Below are 16,819 nucleotides of genomic sequence, written 5' to 3'. Positions count from 1 at the left end.
GAATGCCCATGTCAGGCTGGTGGACCATTATCTCGACAGAAACTCCGGAACAGATGGCCGACCTGACCAAGGTCAATAAAGACGCCATCCTGGCCACCTGGGAAGCGGGCCTGTTCGGCGCGGACTGGATCGCGCAACTGTGCGCACAAGGCAAGGCGACCCAGCTGGCGTTCAACGGCTTTCCCAACCGCTATACGGCCCCGGCTGACATCATCGCGCCCATGCTGCAGGCAGGCATTGCCGAGGCGCACGATGGCGACTTTCCGCAAGATAAACTCACGGGCTGGCCCGGCAGCATCACCGTGCATCCGGAGCGCATCGCCGCGTGCCTGCCAGGACAGTTGCTCAGCATCGAAGTGTGGGACCAGTCATAAGTTGCACGCGACAAACACGAACTGGGAGCTGGAATGGCAGCAATACTGTTAATATTGCCAAATACATCAACGACTGACCTTGTCGCCCAAGGAATCCTGAAGATTTGAACAACATTGTCATCCGCCCCACCACCGCCAGCGACTGGCCATCGCTGAAAGCCACGCGCCTGGCCGCCCTGCTCGACGCCCCCACGGCTTTCGGCGCCAGCCACGCCAGCGCGGCCGGTTTTTCCGATGCCGACTGGCGGCAGCGCGCCGTCAGCACACCGCAGCGCACGTTTTTCCTTGCCTTCGATGGTGAGCAAGCCATCGGCCTGGCCGCGCAAGTGGTGGCCGGCAATGGCGAGTGCCATCTGATCGCCATGTGGGTACAGTCCGACTATCGGGGCATGAGCGTGGCGCAGGGCCTGGTCGATGCCGTGAAGCAATGTGCCGTGAACAACGGCCATGCGCGGCTGGTGCTCGATGTCGCGCCCGAAAATGCCCGCGCGGCCGCCTTTTACCAGAAACAGGGCTTTGTCTTTTTACCGGAATGGGAAGCGCTGGAAAGTCATCCGCATATCCAGGTGCAGAAGATGGAATGGCTGACGGTGGCATGAGCTCAATCCATTGGCACACCCCGAGGATGCACTGTGCTTGACTGGATTTTTGACGGCATCGTCTGGAGCGTTCGCCTGTTGATGTATGGCCTGCTAGGAACAGTCGTCGAAAAGCTGTTCTATTGGCCGGGCTGGGCAATGCTACGGCTGCTCACGCTGGGCCACTACCCTCCGGCGAGGGGGCTTCCTCACAATCGCTTCGCCGTCGCGCTATTTGCTGCAGCAGTCATGGCTTCTGGTTTGCTGATGGCATTGACATAAGTACAAATGCGGATAATGTAGAAAACAGCGCTTTCAAGCACTCCATTCATCGCGATTCGCATCCTGTCTTAAAAACCTGCTCGTATCTCTGTTTTTTTCTACACTCACGTTTTCATTCATGAATAGAAAGATGGATATGCGTGCAATCGCTGGTCTTCTGCTGTGTTTATGCGGCGCTGCGGTGCAGGCCGAGGCGGACACGGCGCAAACCGTGGAGCAAGCCGGCCAGGAGCCTCCGTCCGTCAATGTCAAAGGTATCCGTGACCCGGACTGGAAGCCCTACAGTGCCATGCTCAAGGGCGTCAAACGGTTTGAGGAAAAACATGCTCTGGCGCCTGGCGCGGAGTTGAAATTCATCCTGGAGCCACGCCGTGCCGATGTCGACATGCACGCCATCGCGCTCAGGCTGAAAAGCGATGAGGCGGGCATGCCGATACCGCTGGGGGAGCGCAATATCTTCAGCCTACCCGTCGAGCAGGGGCCGCTGTATGAAAAGGCCGAGCTGACCGTGAACCGCAAGGCGGGGTCGGTCAGGTGGATTCCCTACGTCAGAAGTGCGTCGGCCAGCGACACCATCCGCCGCCTGGGCGACCTGCGACTGGCTTGCGAAGTGCATTGGGCCATCGACAAGGAAACCTTGCCTTTCGCCATGCGCACCACGATGAGCGCACTGGGTGGCCCCTGCAATTTCGTGTTGCAAAAAGGCACCTACAGTTTTTCCGAACCGCAGCGCATCACGGCTGCGACGATCAGTTTCAACGGGAAAAGTGCGCGCGTGCCCTTCAGTGGCACGTCGTTCACGCCACCGTTGCGGGAGCAGGACTGGAGCGACGACAGCGTGCTCGAGCTGACATTCGACAACGATTAGACCGCACTGTAGCTATCGCAGTGCCTATTTCACCCGCTGCTTTTCCAGCTTGCGCGCCAGCGTGCGCCGGTGCATGCCCAGCCTTCTCGCCGTTTCCGAGATATTGAAATCCGTCTCGGCCAGCATTTCGTGGATGCGTTCCCATTCCAGGGTCTTGATGTTGGTGGCGCGGTTGCTCAGTTCGATGTCGGCGCTGCCGGCCACGTGGCCGAAGGCCGCTTCGATGTCGTCCGTGTTGGACGGTTTCGCCAGGTACTGGCAAGCGCCCAGCTTGATCGCTTCGACGGCCGTGCCGATGCTGGCGTAGCCCGTCAGCACGACGATCAGCATGTCCGGGTCGTGCTGGTGCAGCATCTGCACGCAAGCCAGGCCGGACGTATTGCCATTGAGTTTCAGGTCGACGACGGCATAGTCGGGGCAATGCTGCTCGATCAAGGCGCTCGCTTCATCGAAATTGGTGGCCAGGATGACCTGGTAGCCGCGCCGCTCGAACGAGCGGCCCAGCGTGCGGGCAAACGCGGCGTCGTCTTCGATGATCAGTAACAGACGGTCATCCTGCATGGTGGTCGCTTTCTCTTTCCAGTTTGATGGCCGCCAGCGGCAAGGCCAGGTGCACCACCGCCCCACCCTGCACCCGGTTGCGCGCCGTCACCGTACCTCCCAGGGTCCGCGCAACATTCACCACCAGGAACAGGCCCAGGCCGCCGCCGGGTTTACCCTTGCTGCTTTGATACGGCTTGCCCAGGTGCGTCAGCATCGACGGCTCGAAACCGGGGCCCGCATCGGTAATGACCAGGTGCAAGGCATCCGCTTCGCGCGTCGCTTCGAAGCGCAGCCAGTCGGGCGACGCTTCCAGCGCATTGTCGAGCACATTGCAAATGGTTTGTTTCAGGGTCGAATCGAAGACCACGGGCACGTCGTGCTCGATGCGGTTATCGTACTCGAAACCCTGGATCGGGCGGCTGACGCGCCATTCATCAACCAGGTCGTTGAGGAAGGTATTGATCGTCGTTTTCACGGACGATTCGCCGCGCGCCTCGCCCGCCGACAACAAAATGCCGCTGACGATGCTCTTGCAGCGCCGCAACTGCGCCTGCATTTCCGTGATTTCTTCCAGCAACTCGCTATTCTTGCTCAATTCCGGCATGCGGCGCCAGTCGCCGAGGATGACGGACAGCGTCGCCAGCGGAGTACCCAGCTCGTGCGCGGCGCCCGAGGCAAGCAAGCCCATGCGAACGATGTGCTCCTCTTCCGCCGCGCGCTGGCGCAAGTCGGCCACCTTGGCGTCGCCGGCGCGCTGATTGCGGTTGATGCGCGTGATGAACACCACCAGCAAGGCGGCGTTCAGGATAAAACAGATCAGCAAGCCTTGCACGTACAGGCTGGCAAAGCCCCGCTCGGGGTCGATCGGCAGAATCAGGGGGCCGGGCAGCACGGCCAGGCCGGCCAGGCACAGGCTGGTAATGGCCACCATGATCCAGGTCGACCATACTTCCAACAGCACGGCGCTGAGGATGACTTGCAATAAGTACAGGAAGGCAAACGGGTTGCTGATGCCGCCGCTCAGGTAGAGCTGGGCCGTCAGCACGGTGACGTCGACCAGCAGAGCGAGGAACAGGGCCGTGTTGGAAACGGGCTGGCGTTCGTGCCAGCGCAAGAGGCTGGCCAAGTTGAAAGCGATGAGGCACGACAGCACTTCGAGCATGTAGGGCACGGGCAAGGCGATGCCCAACCCTACGCCCACGCCGAAGATCGTGCTGATCTGGCCAATCACGGCCAGCCAGCGCAACTGGATCAGCAGCTTCATGTTCTGGTGGCCGGCCGGATGTTCCATCTCGGCCGCCACCGCACCGCGTTCTAAGACTTCGCGGTTAGGCAGGATCTCAATCCTGCCCGGCATGGTCGCTTTCCTGGCGCTGGGCGCCACGGGCGCGGCGGCGCTTGTCTTCGCGCACAATCCACCAGCTGATGCCGGCCACCATCAAGGCCAGCGCAAACCACGTCAAGGCGTACACGAGGTGGTTGTTGTGGAAGGAAATCACGGTCAGGCCGCCGACGGGAGCGTCAACGGCCGTTTCCGATTTTTCCTTCGCATCGACAAAATATGGCGCCACATTGGTCAGCATGTGCGAGGCGCCGATGGCGGCCACGTCGCGCGAATACCAGTGCTGGGTGGCAGGACTGTTTTCGCGCAGGAAACCGCCGCCCGTCTCGCTGACGCGCAGCAAGCCTTCGACGTTGACGATGCCGGCCGGTGTGCTGGCGGCGATGCTGGCGCGTTTCGGCACGAAGCCGCGGTTGACCAGCACGGTGCTGCCATCGGTCAGGCGCAAGGGCGTCATTAACCAATAGCCGCTGCCCAGTGCCGTCGTTGCCTGCACCAGGGTATTAAAAATGGGGAGATACGTACCGGAGAGTCGCACATGGCGGTATTCATCCGTTTGTGGCGTAATGCTGGCCCAGGCTGCGGGTCCAGGTGCGTCCGTTGCGGGCGCATGTACGCGTTGTTCGACGCGCTCGATCAGGTCAAGCTTCCAGAACAGGCGCTTGACTTGCCAGGTGCCCAGGGCACAGAAACCGGCAAACAAGATCCCCGCCAGCAAGGCTAATGCAATTTTCGAATAGTGCACAGCCATGCCGCGTGGGCCTGGCGCGGCATCTTGCGATGCGGCGCCAGGGGCGCGCCCGGTGTTGCTTGGGCGCTGTTGACTCATCATGGAGCCGTTTTCGTATGCATGTACTCAGGCATCAGATCCGGCATCATGTTGTGGTTCATGTGGTACATGACCCACAGGGAACCGGCCATGGCAATGCCCACGATCATGATGGTGAAGATCAGTGCCATCATGTTCCAGCCGCCTTCGGACTTGGTGTTCATGTGCAGGAAGTACACCATGTGCACCACCACTTGCACCGCCGCGAACGCCAGCAGGACCAGGCCCATGGTACCCGAGTTGGTGATGACTTTCGCCATCACCAGCCAGAAAGGAATGGCCGTCAGGATCACCGACAGGATGAAGCCGATGGTGTAGCTTTTCAGGCTGCCATGATCATGCTGGTCATGGTGGTGGCTATCGCCGTGTGTGTGGTGGTCGCTCATGGCAGCACTCCCATCAGGTAGACAAAGGTGAAGACGCCGATCCAGATGACGTCCAGGAAGTGCCAGAACAGCGACAAACACATCATGCGACGGCCGTTTTCCGGGGTCAGGCCATGCTTGTTCAACTGGAACATCAGGGTCACGAGCCAGATCACGCCGAACGTCACGTGCAAGCCGTGGGTGCCGACCAGGGCGAAGAACGACGACAGGAACGCGCTGCGCTGCGGACCGGCGCCTTCGTGGATCAGATGAATGAATTCATACATTTCCAGCGACAGGAAGGCCAGGCCGAACAGGCCCGTGATGCCCAGCCAGACCAGGGTGCTGCGCAATTGCTTGCGCTGCATGGCCAGCATGGCGAAGCCGTAGGTGATCGACGACAGCAGCAGCATGGCCGTGTTGACGGCCACCAGCGGCAGGTCGAACAGCGCGGCGCCCGTAGGGCCGTCCGCGTAGTTGCGGCCCACCACGGCGTACGTGGCGAACAGACAGGCGAAGATCAGGCAATCGCTCATCAGGTAGAGCCAGAAACCCAGCAGGCTGCCGTTTTCCGGGTGGTGCTCGCGCACAAAGTAGCTGCGCGTGCTTGGTGCGGCGCCAGCGGCGCCGGTGTTATGGGCGATGGTATCAGACATGGCTGCTCAGCAATTTAGTGTAAGCGTCTTCGGTACGGACCACTTCTTCCGCAGGAATGTAGTAATCGCGCTTGTAGTTAAAGGTATGGACGATGATGGCAATCATCATGATCACGAAGCCGATGCTGGCGACGAGCCACATTTGCCAGATCAGGCCAAAACCGACCAGTGCGGACAGTGCGGCGATCACGAAACCAGCCCAGGTGTTCTTCGGCATGTGGATCTTCGTGAAACCGGACGTCGGACGCTGGTAACCGTGTTTCTTCATGTCAGTCCATGCATCGAGTTCGTGCACTTGTGGCGTGAAGGCGAAATTATAGTCTGGCGGAGGCGACGACGTCGACCATTCCAGCGTACGGCCACCCCATGGGTCACCGGTGACGTCGCGCAGGGCGTGACGGTTGCGGTAGCTGACGACGAACTGGATCAGCATGGAGGCAATACCGAGTGCGATCGAGACGGCGCCAAACCAGGCGATGATAGTCCAGATTTGCAAGGATGGATCTTCAAAGTGGTTGACACGACGGGTCACACCCATCAGGCCCAGCACGTACAGCGGCATGAAGGCCAGGTAGAAGCCGACGAACCAGAACCAGAACGAGCACTTGCCCCAGAACGCGTCGAGCTTGTAGCCGAAGGCTTTCGGGTACCAGTAGTTGATCGCAGCGAACACGCCGAACACCACGCCGCCGATAATCACGTTATGGAAGTGGGCAATCAGGAACAGGCTGTTGTGCAACACGAAGTCAGCTGGTGGTACGGCCAGCAATACGCCGGTCATGCCGCCGATGGTGAAGGTGACCATGAAGCCGATCGTCCACAGCATGGGCAACTCAAAACGGATACGGCCGCGGTACATGGTAAACAGCCAGTTGAAGATCTTCGCGCCCGTCGGGATCGAGATGATCATCGTCGTGATGCCGAAGAAGGAGTTGACGCTGGCGCCCGAACCCATGGTGAAGAAGTGATGCAGCCATACCAGGTACGACAGAATCATGATGACGCAGGTGGCGTACACCATCGAGGCGTAGCCGAACAGGCGCTTGCTGCTGAACGTGGCGACGACTTCCGAGAACACGCCGAACAGTGGCAGGATCAGGATGTACACCTCCGGGTGGCCCCAGATCCAGATCAGGTTGACGTACATCATGGCGTTGCCGCCCAGTTCCGTCGTGAAGAAGTTAAAGCCTGCAACGCGGTCCAGCGACAGCATGGCCAGCACCGCCGTCAGTACCGGGAAAGCGGCGACGATCAGGATGTTGGTGCACAGTGCGGTCCATGTGAAGACGGGCATTTTCATCCAGGTCATGCCTGGCGCGCGCATCTTGACGATGGTGGCGATCAGGTTGACACCGGACAATAGCGTCCCGACCCCGGCAATCTGCAAGGACCAGATGTAATAGTCTACCCCCACGTCCGGACTGCCGACGATGCCCGACAGCGGTGGATACGCCAGCCAGCCCGTGCGGGCGAATTCGCCGACGAACAGCGAAGCCATGACCAGGGCGGCGCCCATGGTGGTCATCCAGAAGCTGAAGTTGTTAAGGAAAGGGAAAGCCACGTCGCGCGCGCCGATTTGCAGCGGCACCACGTAGTTCATCAGACCCGTCACGAAAGGCATCGCGACGAAGAAGATCATGATCACGCCGTGAGCGGTGAAAATCTGGTCGTAATGATCGGGTGGAAGGAAGCCGGCATTGTCGCCAAAGGCGATCGCCTGCTGGGTACGCATCATGAGCGCGTCGGCAAAGCCGCGCAGCAGCATGACCAGGCCCAGGATCATGTACATGATACCGATTTTTTTATGGTCGATACTGGTGATCCAGTCGCGCCACAGGGGACCCCAGAGGCGGAAATACGTCAGTGCCGCAACGAGTGCGATACCGCCCAGGGCAACCATCGCAAAGGTCGCCAGCAGGATAGGTTCGTGAAGTGGAATTGCACTCCAATTCAGACGGCCGAAGATAAGCTTCGTCAGATCAATATGGTCTAGCATTGTTACTCTCAGAGAAAAAAGGGAGGCGCCAGGCAAACGGCGCCAGTATCTGCAGCGCAATGCGCTGCAGGATTCATGCAGTCGTTACTTGGCTTGAACACCCTTTTCAACCACTGCATCGCTAGCAACTACTGCCGTTACGGCTGCTACCGGGCTATTTTCCATCGTCAACTTGTATGGCTCGACCGGCGTCACGCACAGGGCGTCGGAAACGATGGTGCGGTTCAGGATTGCCTTGTACAGATCGGTCGGCACATTGCTGTAGCGGCGCACCGGATCGCGCTCGCTAGGCTGGGCCAGCGACAGGTAGTCGTCGCGGTTCAGCGCGCCGCCACCGGCACGTGCCGATGCCACCCATTTGTCAAAGTCCGCATCATTCACGCCGTGGAACTTGAAGCGCATGCCCGAGAAACCGGCACCGCTGTAGTTGGCGGAGAAGCCCTTGTAGACACCAGGCTTGTTGATGACGGCATTCAACTGCGTTTCCATGCCCGGCATGGCATAGATCTGACCTGCCAGTGCGGGGATGAAGAACGAGTTCATGACGGACGAGGCGGTGATCTTGAAGCGGATCGGACGGTCGACTGGCGCATACAGTTCATTCACGGAAGCGATACCTTGCTCCGGGTAGATGAACAGCCATTTCCAGTCCAGCGCCACGACTTCGACGATCATCGGCTTGTGGCTGGCAGGAATCGGACGGTTGGCGTCGATACGGCTCAGCGGACGATACGGATCGAGGGTGTGGGTGCTGATCCAGGTCAGCAGGCCCAGCACGATGATGATCAGCAGGGGCGCGCCCCAGATAATCAGCTCGAGGCGAGTCGAGTGGTCCCAGTCCGGCTCGTATTTGGCCGCGGTGTTGTTTTTTCTATAGCGCCATGCAAACAGCAGGGTCAGGGCGATTACCGGAACGATAATCAACAGCATCAGCAATGTCGAGATGATAATCAGATTGCCTTGCTGAACTGCGATGTCACCGGACGCATTCAGTACTACCGTATTGCAACCAGCCAACAATGCGAGAGGTAAGAGAAGCAGTCCGCGACGAACTTTTAATGAAAACATACAGGAAAGTCCAGTACAGGGGATGAAGATATGGTACTGTATTCTCACTGGAGCGCGTTGGCAATTGGACGTTTTGTCCTACCCCTTGCTCGGACTTTCACTGCGTAGGCGCGGAGTTTTCCTACGACTACCTGATGAATAGTCCTACTCCGGGCGTGAGACACCCGGAGTATGTTACGCGTTGGCCGAACTCGAAACTATATTGGAGACGATCATCATGTCCAGCACGCGCATACCCAGCGGGGATGTACCCGCCGACTTTTCCCCCCACTCCCTGCGTGACGCACGCGGGGCCGGCACGGTCGAATCGCATATCGACCCAGCTGAAATCGCCGTCGGCGTGATCATCGGCCGCGCTTCCGAATACTTTGACTTCTTTGTGTACGCCATCGCTTCGGTGCTGGTATTTCCGCGCGTCTTCTTCCCGTTTGAAGAACGCCTCGAGGGCACATTATATGCCTTCCTGATCTTCTCGTTTGCCTTCATCGCCCGTCCGTTCGGCACCGTGATCTTCATGGAGATCCAGCGCCGCATGGGGCGCAGCGCCAAGCTGACGATCGCCCTCTTCCTGCTGGGCGTGTCGACGGCCGGCATCGCCTTCCTGCCGACCTACTCGCACCTGGGCTTTGCCGCCATCATCTGGCTGTCCGTGCTGCGCATCGGCCAGGGCGTGGCGCTGGGCGGTTCGTGGGATGGCTTGCCATCGCTGCTGGCCTTGAACGCGCCGGAAAACAAGCGCGGCTGGTACGCCATGCTGGGCCAGCTGGGCGCGCCGTTCGGCTTCCTGCTCGCCGCCGGCCTGTTCTGGTTCATGCTGACCACCCTGACGGATGAAGACTTCCTCGACTGGGGCTGGCGCTATCCGTTCTATGTGGCCTTCGCCATCAACGTGGTCGCCCTGTTTGCCCGCCTGCGCCTGGTGTCGACGAATGAATATGCGCGCCTGCTGGACGAACGCGAACTGCAGCCCGTGAGCGTGTTTGAAATGAGCCGCGGCCAGGGCCGCAACGTGCTGATCGGCGCCCTCGCCGCGCTGGCCAGCTACGCCCTGTTCCACCTGGTGACCGTGTTCCCGCTGTCGTGGATTTCCGTCTACCAGACGCGTTCCGCTTCGGACTTCCTGCAAGTGCAGATGCTGGGCGCCGTGCTGGCCGCCGTCGGCGTGGTGATTTCCGGCTTGCTGGCCGATAAGGTGGGCCGCCGCACCACCCTGGGCGTGCTGGCCGTGCTGATTGCCATCTTCAGCGCCTTCGTGCCGACCCTGATGGGCGGCGGCAATGCGGGCCAGGACATCTTCATCCTCGTGGGCTTCAGCCTGCTGGGCCTGTCCTACGGCCAGGCAGCCGGCGCCGTGACGGCCAACTTCCCTGCCCGCTTCCGCTACACGGGCGCGGCCCTGACATCCGACCTGGCCTGGCTGGTGGGTGCCGGCTTCGCCCCGCTGGTAGCGCTGGGCCTGTCCGCCAACTTCGGCCTCGCCTATGTCAGCTTCTACCTGCTGTCGGGCGCCGTCGCCTCACTGGCCGCCCTGAGCTTGAACCGGGCGCTGGAAATCCGCGACTGACATATATATAGTGCGCAGCGCGCACTGCACGGAAAAAACGCCGGCACCGTCCGGCGTTTTTTTATGCCGTCCCCGCATCACTGTATCGCCAATTGCCGCCCGCCCGTGCCCTCCTTCTTCGGCAAGTCCAGCAGCAGCACACCATTCTGGTAGCGCGCCTGCGCACTGGCCTCATCCACCTCATGCGGCAACACGAAGCTGCGGTACTGCTGGCCGTACTCGCGTTCGCTGCGCATGACCTTGCCGCCGCCGTCGCGCGTCACTCTTTCATCCTTGAGCTCGGCGTTGATGGAGACGCGGTTGCCGTCGATGGAGACCTTGATATCGTCCTTGTTGACGCCGGGAATGTCCGCCTGCACCCGATAGGCTTGTTCGGTTTCGGAAATATCGAGGCGCATGCGTGACGAACCGCCATCGCGCAGGCGCAGGGCCGGTGCGAAAAAGTCGTGCATGAATTCTTCCATATCGCTGAACGGGTCGAAACGTGCCAGCGGGTTTTGCGGATCGCGACGGATCAGTTGATTAGCCATGATGTCCTCCTGCATGGGCTGGTTTGCACACGGCGGCCGTCCGCTTGGACGCCACCACCTCCTGCATCTTAGGATGTCGGCAACCAATCTCTTTGACCTGCCTCAATCGTGGGCAGCTTGATTTTTCGGCTACTTTGATCTGTGCATTGCCTCGCTTTGCACGGACTCGCGAGTCGGCAATTGAGCGCAAGGCTGTTATGCTAGCGCACGCTTTGCTTGAGCACCAGAAAACTTGCATTTCAATTAAAATTGTTTTTTCGCGACAGCCTACCACGGACATGATGAATACCAAGACCCCGATCGATTCCTTCAGCTTTCGCCGCATCCTCGCCCGCAACGTGACCTTGCCGCTGGTCATCGGGGTCGCTACAGCCCTCGTGTTTGTCGGCCTGATCGCCTACTTGCTCTCGGCCCTGCGCTCGGTCGAGCATTCAGAACGGGTAATCGGCAATGCAAACGAAGTCATGAAGCTGTCTGTCGACCTGGAAACGGGCATGCGCGGCTACTTGCTGACGGGCGACGAAACGTTTTTGGCGCCGTATAAATCGGGCAAGGCCAAGATCGCCGTGGAAATGACTACCCTGCTGGACCTCGTGTCCGACAGTACCATTCAGACGGACCGCCTGCGCCGCATCCGCGCGCTGCAAGGCCAGTGGATGGAGTATGCGGAAGGCGTGATCGCGCAGCGCCGCAGCAACCAGGAATTCCTCGCGCGCGTGCGCCAGGGTGAAGGCAAGCTGGAATTTGACGAAATCCGCCGCGAATTCCTCGCCTTCCTGTCCATGGAACAACGGCTGCGCCAGGAACGGGCCGACACGGCCGAGGGCCGTACCATACTGGCCGTGGTGGTGTTCCTCATCCTCAGCCTGGGCATGTCCGGATTGCTGGCCTACCTGGGCCGGCGCGAACTGCTGCGCCTGTCCGATATCTACAACGATGCGCTCGAGCAGCGCGGCAAGGATAACGAGGTGCTGCAGGAGCAAGCCTGGCTGCGCACGGGGCAAACGGAGCTGGCGGCCCACACCAGCGGCCAGCTGGGCCTGCCGCAGCTGGGCCGGCACGTGCTGGACTTCCTCGCCCACCGCCTCGACGTGGCCGTGGCCACCCTGTACGTCGTCGACGAGGATGGCAGCCTGCGCCGCACGGCCGTGTACGGCTTCAACGAACAGGGCGTGAAAGAAAAACAGGTCTTCAAGCTGGGCGAAGGCCTGGTGGGCGAAACGGCGCGCGAAAAGCGCCTCAAGCATGTACAGCAAGTGCCCGACAATTATCTGACCGTAACGTCGAGCCTGGGCCGCGGCGCGCCGCTGGAACTGGTCTTGACGCCCGTCAACAATGAAGGCGTCGTCAACGGTGTCATCGAACTGGGCTTTACGCATCCCGTCAGCGCCCGCGCCAAGGAATGGTTGAACTTGATTGCGGCGAATATCGGCACTTCGCTGGAAGCGGCCTTGTACCGCCAGCGCCTGCAAAACGTGCTGGAAGAAACCCAGCAATTGAATGAAGAGCTGGAAGTGCAGCAGGAAGAATTGCGCACGGCCAATGAAGAGCTGGGCGAGCAGTCGCGCGTGCTGGAACAGTCGCAAGCCCATCTGGAAGAGCAAAAGGCGGCGCTGGAGCAGTCGAACGAGCAGCTGGCCGTGCAAGCGCTGTCGCTGGACCAGAAAAACATGGCCATCGGCGAGGCGCACTCCCAGCTGGAAGCGCGCGCCGAAGAACTGCAGCGGGCCAGCCGCTACAAGTCCGAATTCCTGGCGAACATGTCGCATGAGCTGCGCACGCCGTTGAACAGCTCGCTCATCCTGTCCAAGCTGCTGTCGGATAACAGCAGCGGCAACCTGACGCAGGAACAGGTGACGTTTGCGCAAACCATTTACTCGGCCGGCAACGATTTATTGACCCTCATTAACGATATCCTCGACATTTCCAAGGTCGAGGCGGGCAAGCTGGAATTGACGCCGGACGCCGTGCCCTTCGACGAACTGCTCAGCAGCATGAAGATGCTGTTTGGTGCCCAGGCGCAGCAAAAAAAACTCGTCTTTGACGTCAAGGTGGCGCCGGACACCCCGCCGTCCTTCGTCAGCGACCGCCAGCGCCTCGAGCAAATCCTGAAAAACCTGCTGTCGAACGCCATCAAGTTTACCGATGCGGGCACGGTGTCGCTGCACGTGAGCACGGATGCGGCCGGCCAGGTGCGCTTCCGGGTGCAGGATACCGGCATCGGCATCGCCGGCGACCAGCAACAGAAGGTGTTCGACGCCTTCCACCAAGCCGACGGCACCACCAGCCGCCGCTATGGCGGCACGGGCCTGGGCCTGTCGATTTCGCGCGACCTGGCCGCCTTGCTGGGCGGCAGCATCGACCTGGCCAGCACGCCCGGCCAGGGCAGCACGTTTACATTGGTGCTGCCGGCTGTCATGCCGGCACGCGCGGTGGAAGTCACAACGGCACCGGCTGCAGCGCCACGAGCGCCCGCCGCCTCCGCCGCGCCCAAGACGGCGCCCGCCGCCAAGCCCGTGCCGCTGCCCACCTTCCAGGATGACAGGAACAGCGTGCCGGCCGGCAAGACCGGCCAGCGTTCCGTGCTGGTGATCGAGGATGAGCCCTCATTTGCCGGCATCCTGTTCGACCTCGCGCATGAAATGCAATACCGCTGCCTGGTGGCGCACGGCGCCGACGAAGGCTTGCGCCTGGCGGAAGAATTCCTGCCCGACGCCATCCTGCTCGACATGGGCTTGCCGGACCGCCCGGGCTTGCTGGTCTTGCAGCAGCTCAAGGAAAACCCGCTGACGCGCCACATTCCCGTGCACATCGTGTCCGGCAACGACCAGATGCAGGAAGCCATGCAGCTGGGCGCCATCGGCTACGCCACCAAGCCGCGCACGCGCGAGCAGCTGAAGGACGTGTTCCGCAAGCTCGAGTCAAAATTCACGCAAAAAATGAAGCGCATCTTGCTGGTCGAAGACGACGCACGCCAGCGCGAAAGCGTGGTCCACCTGATCAGCGACGACGACGTGGAAATCACGGCCGTGGCGCTGGGCGAACAGGCGCTGGAATTGCTGAAAACGCAGATTTTCGATTGCATGATCATCGACTTGAAGCTGCCCGATATCCAGGGCAACGAATTGCTCGAACGCATGGAACATGAAGAACTGTGCTCGTTCCCGCCCGTCATCGTCTACACGGGCCGCAACCTGAGCCGCGAGGAAGAAGCGGATCTGATGAAGTATTCGCGCTCGATCATCATCAAGGGCGCCCGTTCGCCAGAGCGCCTGCTCGACGAAGTGACCTTGTTCCTGCACAAGGTGGAATCGGAACTGTCGAGCGAGCGCCAGGGCATGCTGCAGCAGGTGCGCAGCCGCGAACGCGTCTTCGAAGGGCGCAAGATTTTGCTGGTGGACGACGACGTGCGCAATATCTTTGCCCTGACGAATGCGCTGGAACAAAAAGGCGTGATGGTGGAAATCGGCCGCAATGGCTTCGAAGCCATCAGCAAGCTCAACAGCGTTGAGGATATCGACCTGGTGTTGATGGATGTGATGATGCCGGGCATGGATGGCCTGGAAGCGACGCGTTTGATCCGCGCCGATGGCCGCTACAACAAGCTGCCCATCATCGCCATTACCGCCAAGGCCATGAAAAATGACCAGGAAGAATGCCTGCAAGCGGGCGCGTCAGACTACTTGGCCAAGCCGATCGACCTGGACCGTCTGTATTCGCTGCTGCGTGTGTGGATGCCGAAGATGGAACGCATGTGATGTCCCAGCGCACCACGGACGCGCAGCTGCATGCGCTGATGGACGCGATCTGTCAGCGCTACAGCTATGATTTTCGCGACTATTCCCTGCCCTCGCAGCGTCGCCGCCTGCATCAGGCGCTCGAACGCTTCCACTGCGCCGACTTGCCCGCCTTGCAGCAGCTGGTGTTGGACGACGCGGCCGCCTTTGGCAAGCTGCTGCAGATTTTGACCGTGCCCGTCACGCAAATGTTCCGCGACCCGGCGTTTTTCCGCGCCTTGCGCGAACAGGTAGTGCCCGTGCTGAAAACCTATCCGTCGCCGACGATCTGGGTCGCCGGCTGCTGCACGGGCGAAGAGGCGCTGTCGATGGCCATCGTGCTGCACGAGGAAGGCTTGCTCGAGCGCAGCACGATTTACGCCACCGACATCAACCCGCAAGCGCTGGCCACGGCCGCGCGCGGCGTATATCCGCTGCACCGCATGGCCGACTACGGCGACAACTACCTGGCCGCAGGCGGCCTGGGCCAGCTGGCCGAGTACTACACGGTCGAACATGCCACCGCGCATTTCCAGCAGCGCCTGCTCGACAGGATCAACTTTGCCGACCACAGCCTGTCCACGGACAGCGTTTTCATTGAAACGCAATTGATTTTGTGCCGTAACGTGCTGATTTACTTCAATAAAACCTTGCAGGAGCGGGCCCTGGGCCTGTTCCACGACTCGCTGTGCCACCGGGGTTTCCTGGGCCTGGGCAGCAAGGAAAGTACGCATTTCACGCGCTTTGCCGCCGACTTCGAGCCATTGCCCGGTCCCGAAAAGCTCTACCGCAAGCGTGCACCGTCGCACGCCGCTTCCCACTACGCTGGACGGCACATGCCAGGAATAAAACATGATGAATGAAACAAGCACCAAATTGCTGATCGTCGACGACTTGCCGGAGAACTTGCGCGCGCTCAATGCGCTGATCCGCGAGAGCGACCGCAGCGTCTACCAGGCGTCGTCGGGCGAAGAAGCGCTGGCCCTGTTGCTGGAACACGATTTCGCGCTGGCCATCCTCGATGTGCAAATGCCGGAAATGGATGGTTTTGAGCTGGCGCAATTGATGCGCGGCACGGAAAAGACGCGCCACATCCCCATCGTCTTCGTTACGGCGGCCGGCAAGGAAATGAATTTCGCCTTCCAGGGCTATGAAAGCGGCGCCGTCGATTTCCTGCATAAGCCGCTCGACATCAATGCCGTGCAAAGCAAGGTCAACGTCTTCGTCGCCCTGCACCAGCAGCGCAGCGAAACGCGGCGCCAGGTGCAGGCGCTCGAGCACAGCCGCCAGCAGCAGGAAGCGCTATTGAAAGAATTACGTGCCACGCAAGCTGAGCTGCAGCGTTCGCTGCGCCTGCGCGACGAATTCATGTCCATGGTGGCGCACGAACTGCGCACGCCCCTGAACACGCTGTTCCTGGAAACGCAGATGCGCACCGTCAACCTGGAGCGGGGCAACCTGGCCGCCTTCGAACCGGATAAGCTGAACAAGATGGTGGCGCGCGACGGGCGGCAAATCCGCAGCATGGTGCGCCTGATCGACGACATGCTCGATGTCTCGCGCATCACCAGCGGCAAGCTGTCGATCCGCCGCGAAGCCGTCGACCTGACCAGCCTGGTGCGCAGGGTGGCCGACGACCTGGGACCGTATGCAGCCGCCACGGGCAGCGTGCTGGAAGTGCTGGCCTTCGAACCCATCCAGGGTTTCTGGGATGCCTTCCGCGTCGAGCAGATCGTTGTCAACCTGATCAGCAATGCCGTGCGCTACGGCCAGGGCCAGCCCGTGGAAATCAGCCTGGCGCACACGCAAAACAGCGCCGTCATCGAAGTGCGCGACCATGGTATCGGCATCAATGCACGCGACCAGGAACGCATCTTCGACGCCTTCGAGCGCGTCATGCACCAGGACCGCACGGGCGGCCTGGGCCTGGGCCTGTTCATCACCAAGCAGCTGGTCGACGCGCATGGCGGCGCCATCACCCTGCAAAGCCAGCCCGGCAATGGCGCCCTGTTCAGCGTCACCCTGCCGCTGGCCGGCAGCTGAGGCCC

The 16,819-nt window shown here is 60.8% G+C and carries 16 protein-coding genes; 8 read left to right on the top strand and 8 right to left on the bottom strand.

What is annotated here, in order from left to right; genetic code table 11:
* Positions 1 to 8 precede the first annotated feature (8 nt).
* The 4 genes from ACQ4WL_RS11595 to ACQ4WL_RS11580 all read left to right on the top strand — a co-directional run bounded on the left by ACQ4WL_RS11595 (position 9) and on the right by ACQ4WL_RS11580 (position 2,102).
* Positions 9 to 374, top strand: a complete 366-nt coding sequence (locus tag ACQ4WL_RS11595; RefSeq protein WP_436509873.1) for a hypothetical protein — start codon at positions 9 to 11, stop codon at positions 372 to 374.
* 104 nt (positions 375 to 478) lie between these two features.
* Positions 479 to 973, top strand: a complete 495-nt coding sequence (locus ACQ4WL_RS11590; RefSeq protein WP_436509872.1) for a GNAT family N-acetyltransferase — start codon at positions 479 to 481, stop codon at positions 971 to 973.
* Positions 974 to 1,006: 33 nt separating this feature from the next.
* Positions 1,007 to 1,234: a hypothetical protein gene (locus ACQ4WL_RS11585; protein ID WP_436509871.1), complete on the top strand. Its 228-nt coding sequence runs from the start codon at positions 1,007 to 1,009 to the stop codon at positions 1,232 to 1,234.
* A gap of 130 nt (positions 1,235 to 1,364) precedes the next feature.
* Positions 1,365 to 2,102 (top strand): hypothetical protein, encoded by a 738-nt coding sequence (locus ACQ4WL_RS11580; protein ID WP_436509870.1) that lies wholly within the window; start codon positions 1,365 to 1,367, stop codon positions 2,100 to 2,102.
* Between the two features lie 24 nt (positions 2,103 to 2,126).
* On the opposite strand, the gene ACQ4WL_RS11575 is transcribed toward ACQ4WL_RS11580, so the two are convergent.
* The 7 genes from ACQ4WL_RS11575 to cyoA all read right to left on the bottom strand — a co-directional run bounded on the left by ACQ4WL_RS11575 (position 2,127) and on the right by cyoA (position 8,901).
* A complete protein-coding gene (locus ACQ4WL_RS11575; RefSeq protein ID WP_436509869.1) occupies positions 2,127 to 2,663 on the bottom strand; it encodes a response regulator transcription factor in 537 nt (178 codons plus the stop codon).
* Positions 2,653 to 4,002, bottom strand: a complete 1,350-nt coding sequence (locus ACQ4WL_RS11570) for an ATP-binding protein (RefSeq protein ID WP_436509868.1) — start codon at positions 4,000 to 4,002, stop codon at positions 2,653 to 2,655. Before ACQ4WL_RS11570 ends, ACQ4WL_RS11575 begins: the two co-directional genes overlap by 11 nt.
* On the bottom strand, positions 3,986 to 4,819 hold the full coding sequence (locus tag ACQ4WL_RS11565; protein WP_436509867.1) for an SURF1 family protein: 834 nt from the start codon (positions 4,817 to 4,819) through the stop codon (positions 3,986 to 3,988). The genes ACQ4WL_RS11570 and ACQ4WL_RS11565 overlap by 17 nt, the downstream gene beginning before the upstream one ends.
* Positions 4,816 to 5,202, bottom strand: a complete 387-nt coding sequence (gene cyoD, locus ACQ4WL_RS11560) for a cytochrome o ubiquinol oxidase subunit IV (RefSeq protein WP_071077270.1) — start codon at positions 5,200 to 5,202, stop codon at positions 4,816 to 4,818. Before cyoD ends, ACQ4WL_RS11565 begins: the two co-directional genes overlap by 4 nt.
* Entirely contained in the window at positions 5,199 to 5,837 is a 639-nt protein-coding gene (gene cyoC / locus ACQ4WL_RS11555; RefSeq protein ID WP_071077269.1) for a cytochrome o ubiquinol oxidase subunit III, read from the bottom strand. The genes cyoD and cyoC overlap by 4 nt, the downstream gene beginning before the upstream one ends.
* Entirely contained in the window at positions 5,830 to 7,833 is a 2,004-nt protein-coding gene (gene cyoB / locus ACQ4WL_RS11550; protein WP_436509866.1) for a cytochrome o ubiquinol oxidase subunit I, read from the bottom strand. Before cyoB ends, cyoC begins: the two co-directional genes overlap by 8 nt.
* A gap of 84 nt (positions 7,834 to 7,917) precedes the next feature.
* Entirely contained in the window at positions 7,918 to 8,901 is a 984-nt protein-coding gene (cyoA, locus tag ACQ4WL_RS11545) for a ubiquinol oxidase subunit II (RefSeq protein WP_436509865.1), read from the bottom strand.
* A gap of 217 nt (positions 8,902 to 9,118) precedes the next feature.
* Between cyoA and ACQ4WL_RS11540 the strand changes: the two genes are divergently transcribed.
* Positions 9,119 to 10,465 (top strand): MFS transporter, encoded by a 1,347-nt coding sequence (locus ACQ4WL_RS11540; protein ID WP_436509864.1) that lies wholly within the window; start codon positions 9,119 to 9,121, stop codon positions 10,463 to 10,465.
* Between the two features lie 77 nt (positions 10,466 to 10,542).
* Here ACQ4WL_RS11540 and ACQ4WL_RS11535 read toward each other — a convergent pair whose 3' ends face one another.
* A complete protein-coding gene (locus ACQ4WL_RS11535; RefSeq protein ID WP_436509863.1) occupies positions 10,543 to 10,995 on the bottom strand; it encodes an Hsp20/alpha crystallin family protein in 453 nt (150 codons plus the stop codon).
* A gap of 281 nt (positions 10,996 to 11,276) precedes the next feature.
* On the opposite strand from ACQ4WL_RS11535, the gene ACQ4WL_RS11530 reads away from it, so the two are divergent.
* The 3 genes from ACQ4WL_RS11530 to ACQ4WL_RS11520 are packed head-to-tail and all read left to right on the top strand — an operon-like array spanning position 11,277 to position 16,814.
* A complete protein-coding gene (locus ACQ4WL_RS11530; protein ID WP_436509862.1) occupies positions 11,277 to 14,753 on the top strand; it encodes a response regulator in 3,477 nt (1,158 codons plus the stop codon).
* Positions 14,753 to 15,634, top strand: a complete 882-nt coding sequence (locus ACQ4WL_RS11525; protein WP_436509861.1) for a CheR family methyltransferase — start codon at positions 14,753 to 14,755, stop codon at positions 15,632 to 15,634. Before ACQ4WL_RS11530 ends, ACQ4WL_RS11525 begins: the two co-directional genes overlap by 1 nt.
* Positions 15,624 to 16,814: a hybrid sensor histidine kinase/response regulator gene (locus tag ACQ4WL_RS11520; RefSeq protein ID WP_436509860.1), complete on the top strand. Its 1,191-nt coding sequence runs from the start codon at positions 15,624 to 15,626 to the stop codon at positions 16,812 to 16,814. The genes ACQ4WL_RS11525 and ACQ4WL_RS11520 overlap by 11 nt, the downstream gene beginning before the upstream one ends.
* Positions 16,815 to 16,819: the final 5 nt, after the last annotated feature.

Origin of the sequence: Janthinobacterium kochi, assembly GCF_051380715.1 — a bacterium.
Classification (GTDB): domain Bacteria; phylum Pseudomonadota; class Gammaproteobacteria; order Burkholderiales; family Burkholderiaceae_D; genus Janthinobacterium.
Note: the sequence above shows the minus strand (reverse complement) of the source record. Positions and strands in the feature narration are given on the sequence as shown.

Bases quoted from the DNA above. Each gene is read 5' to 3' on its own strand.
- ACQ4WL_RS11565 (WP_436509867.1), bottom strand. From the start codon at position 4,819: ATGATGAGTCAACAGCGCCCAAGCAACACCGGGCGCGCCCCTGGCGCC.
- ACQ4WL_RS11535 (WP_436509863.1), bottom strand. From the start codon at position 10,995: ATGGCTAATCAACTGATCCGTCGCGATCCGCAAAACCCGCTGGCACGT.
- ACQ4WL_RS11530 (WP_436509862.1), top strand. From the start codon at position 11,277: ATGAATACCAAGACCCCGATCGATTCCTTCAGCTTTCGCCGCATCCTC.
- cyoC (WP_071077269.1), bottom strand. From the start codon at position 5,837: ATGTCTGATACCATCGCCCATAACACCGGCGCCGCTGGCGCCGCACCA.
- ACQ4WL_RS11540 (WP_436509864.1), top strand. From the start codon at position 9,119: ATGTCCAGCACGCGCATACCCAGCGGGGATGTACCCGCCGACTTTTCC.
- cyoB (WP_436509866.1), bottom strand. From the start codon at position 7,833: ATGCTAGACCATATTGATCTGACGAAGCTTATCTTCGGCCGTCTGAAT.
- cyoA (WP_436509865.1), bottom strand. From the start codon at position 8,901: ATGTTTTCATTAAAAGTTCGTCGCGGACTGCTTCTCTTACCTCTCGCA.
- ACQ4WL_RS11570 (WP_436509868.1), bottom strand. From the start codon at position 4,002: ATGCCGGGCAGGATTGAGATCCTGCCTAACCGCGAAGTCTTAGAACGC.
- cyoD (WP_071077270.1), bottom strand. From the start codon at position 5,202: ATGAGCGACCACCACACACACGGCGATAGCCACCACCATGACCAGCAT.
- ACQ4WL_RS11520 (WP_436509860.1), top strand. From the start codon at position 15,624: ATGATGAATGAAACAAGCACCAAATTGCTGATCGTCGACGACTTGCCG.
- ACQ4WL_RS11525 (WP_436509861.1), top strand. From the start codon at position 14,753: ATGTCCCAGCGCACCACGGACGCGCAGCTGCATGCGCTGATGGACGCG.
- ACQ4WL_RS11595 (WP_436509873.1), top strand. From the start codon at position 9: ATGTCAGGCTGGTGGACCATTATCTCGACAGAAACTCCGGAACAGATG.
- ACQ4WL_RS11575 (WP_436509869.1), bottom strand. From the start codon at position 2,663: ATGCAGGATGACCGTCTGTTACTGATCATCGAAGACGACGCCGCGTTT.
- ACQ4WL_RS11580 (WP_436509870.1), top strand. From the start codon at position 1,365: ATGGATATGCGTGCAATCGCTGGTCTTCTGCTGTGTTTATGCGGCGCT.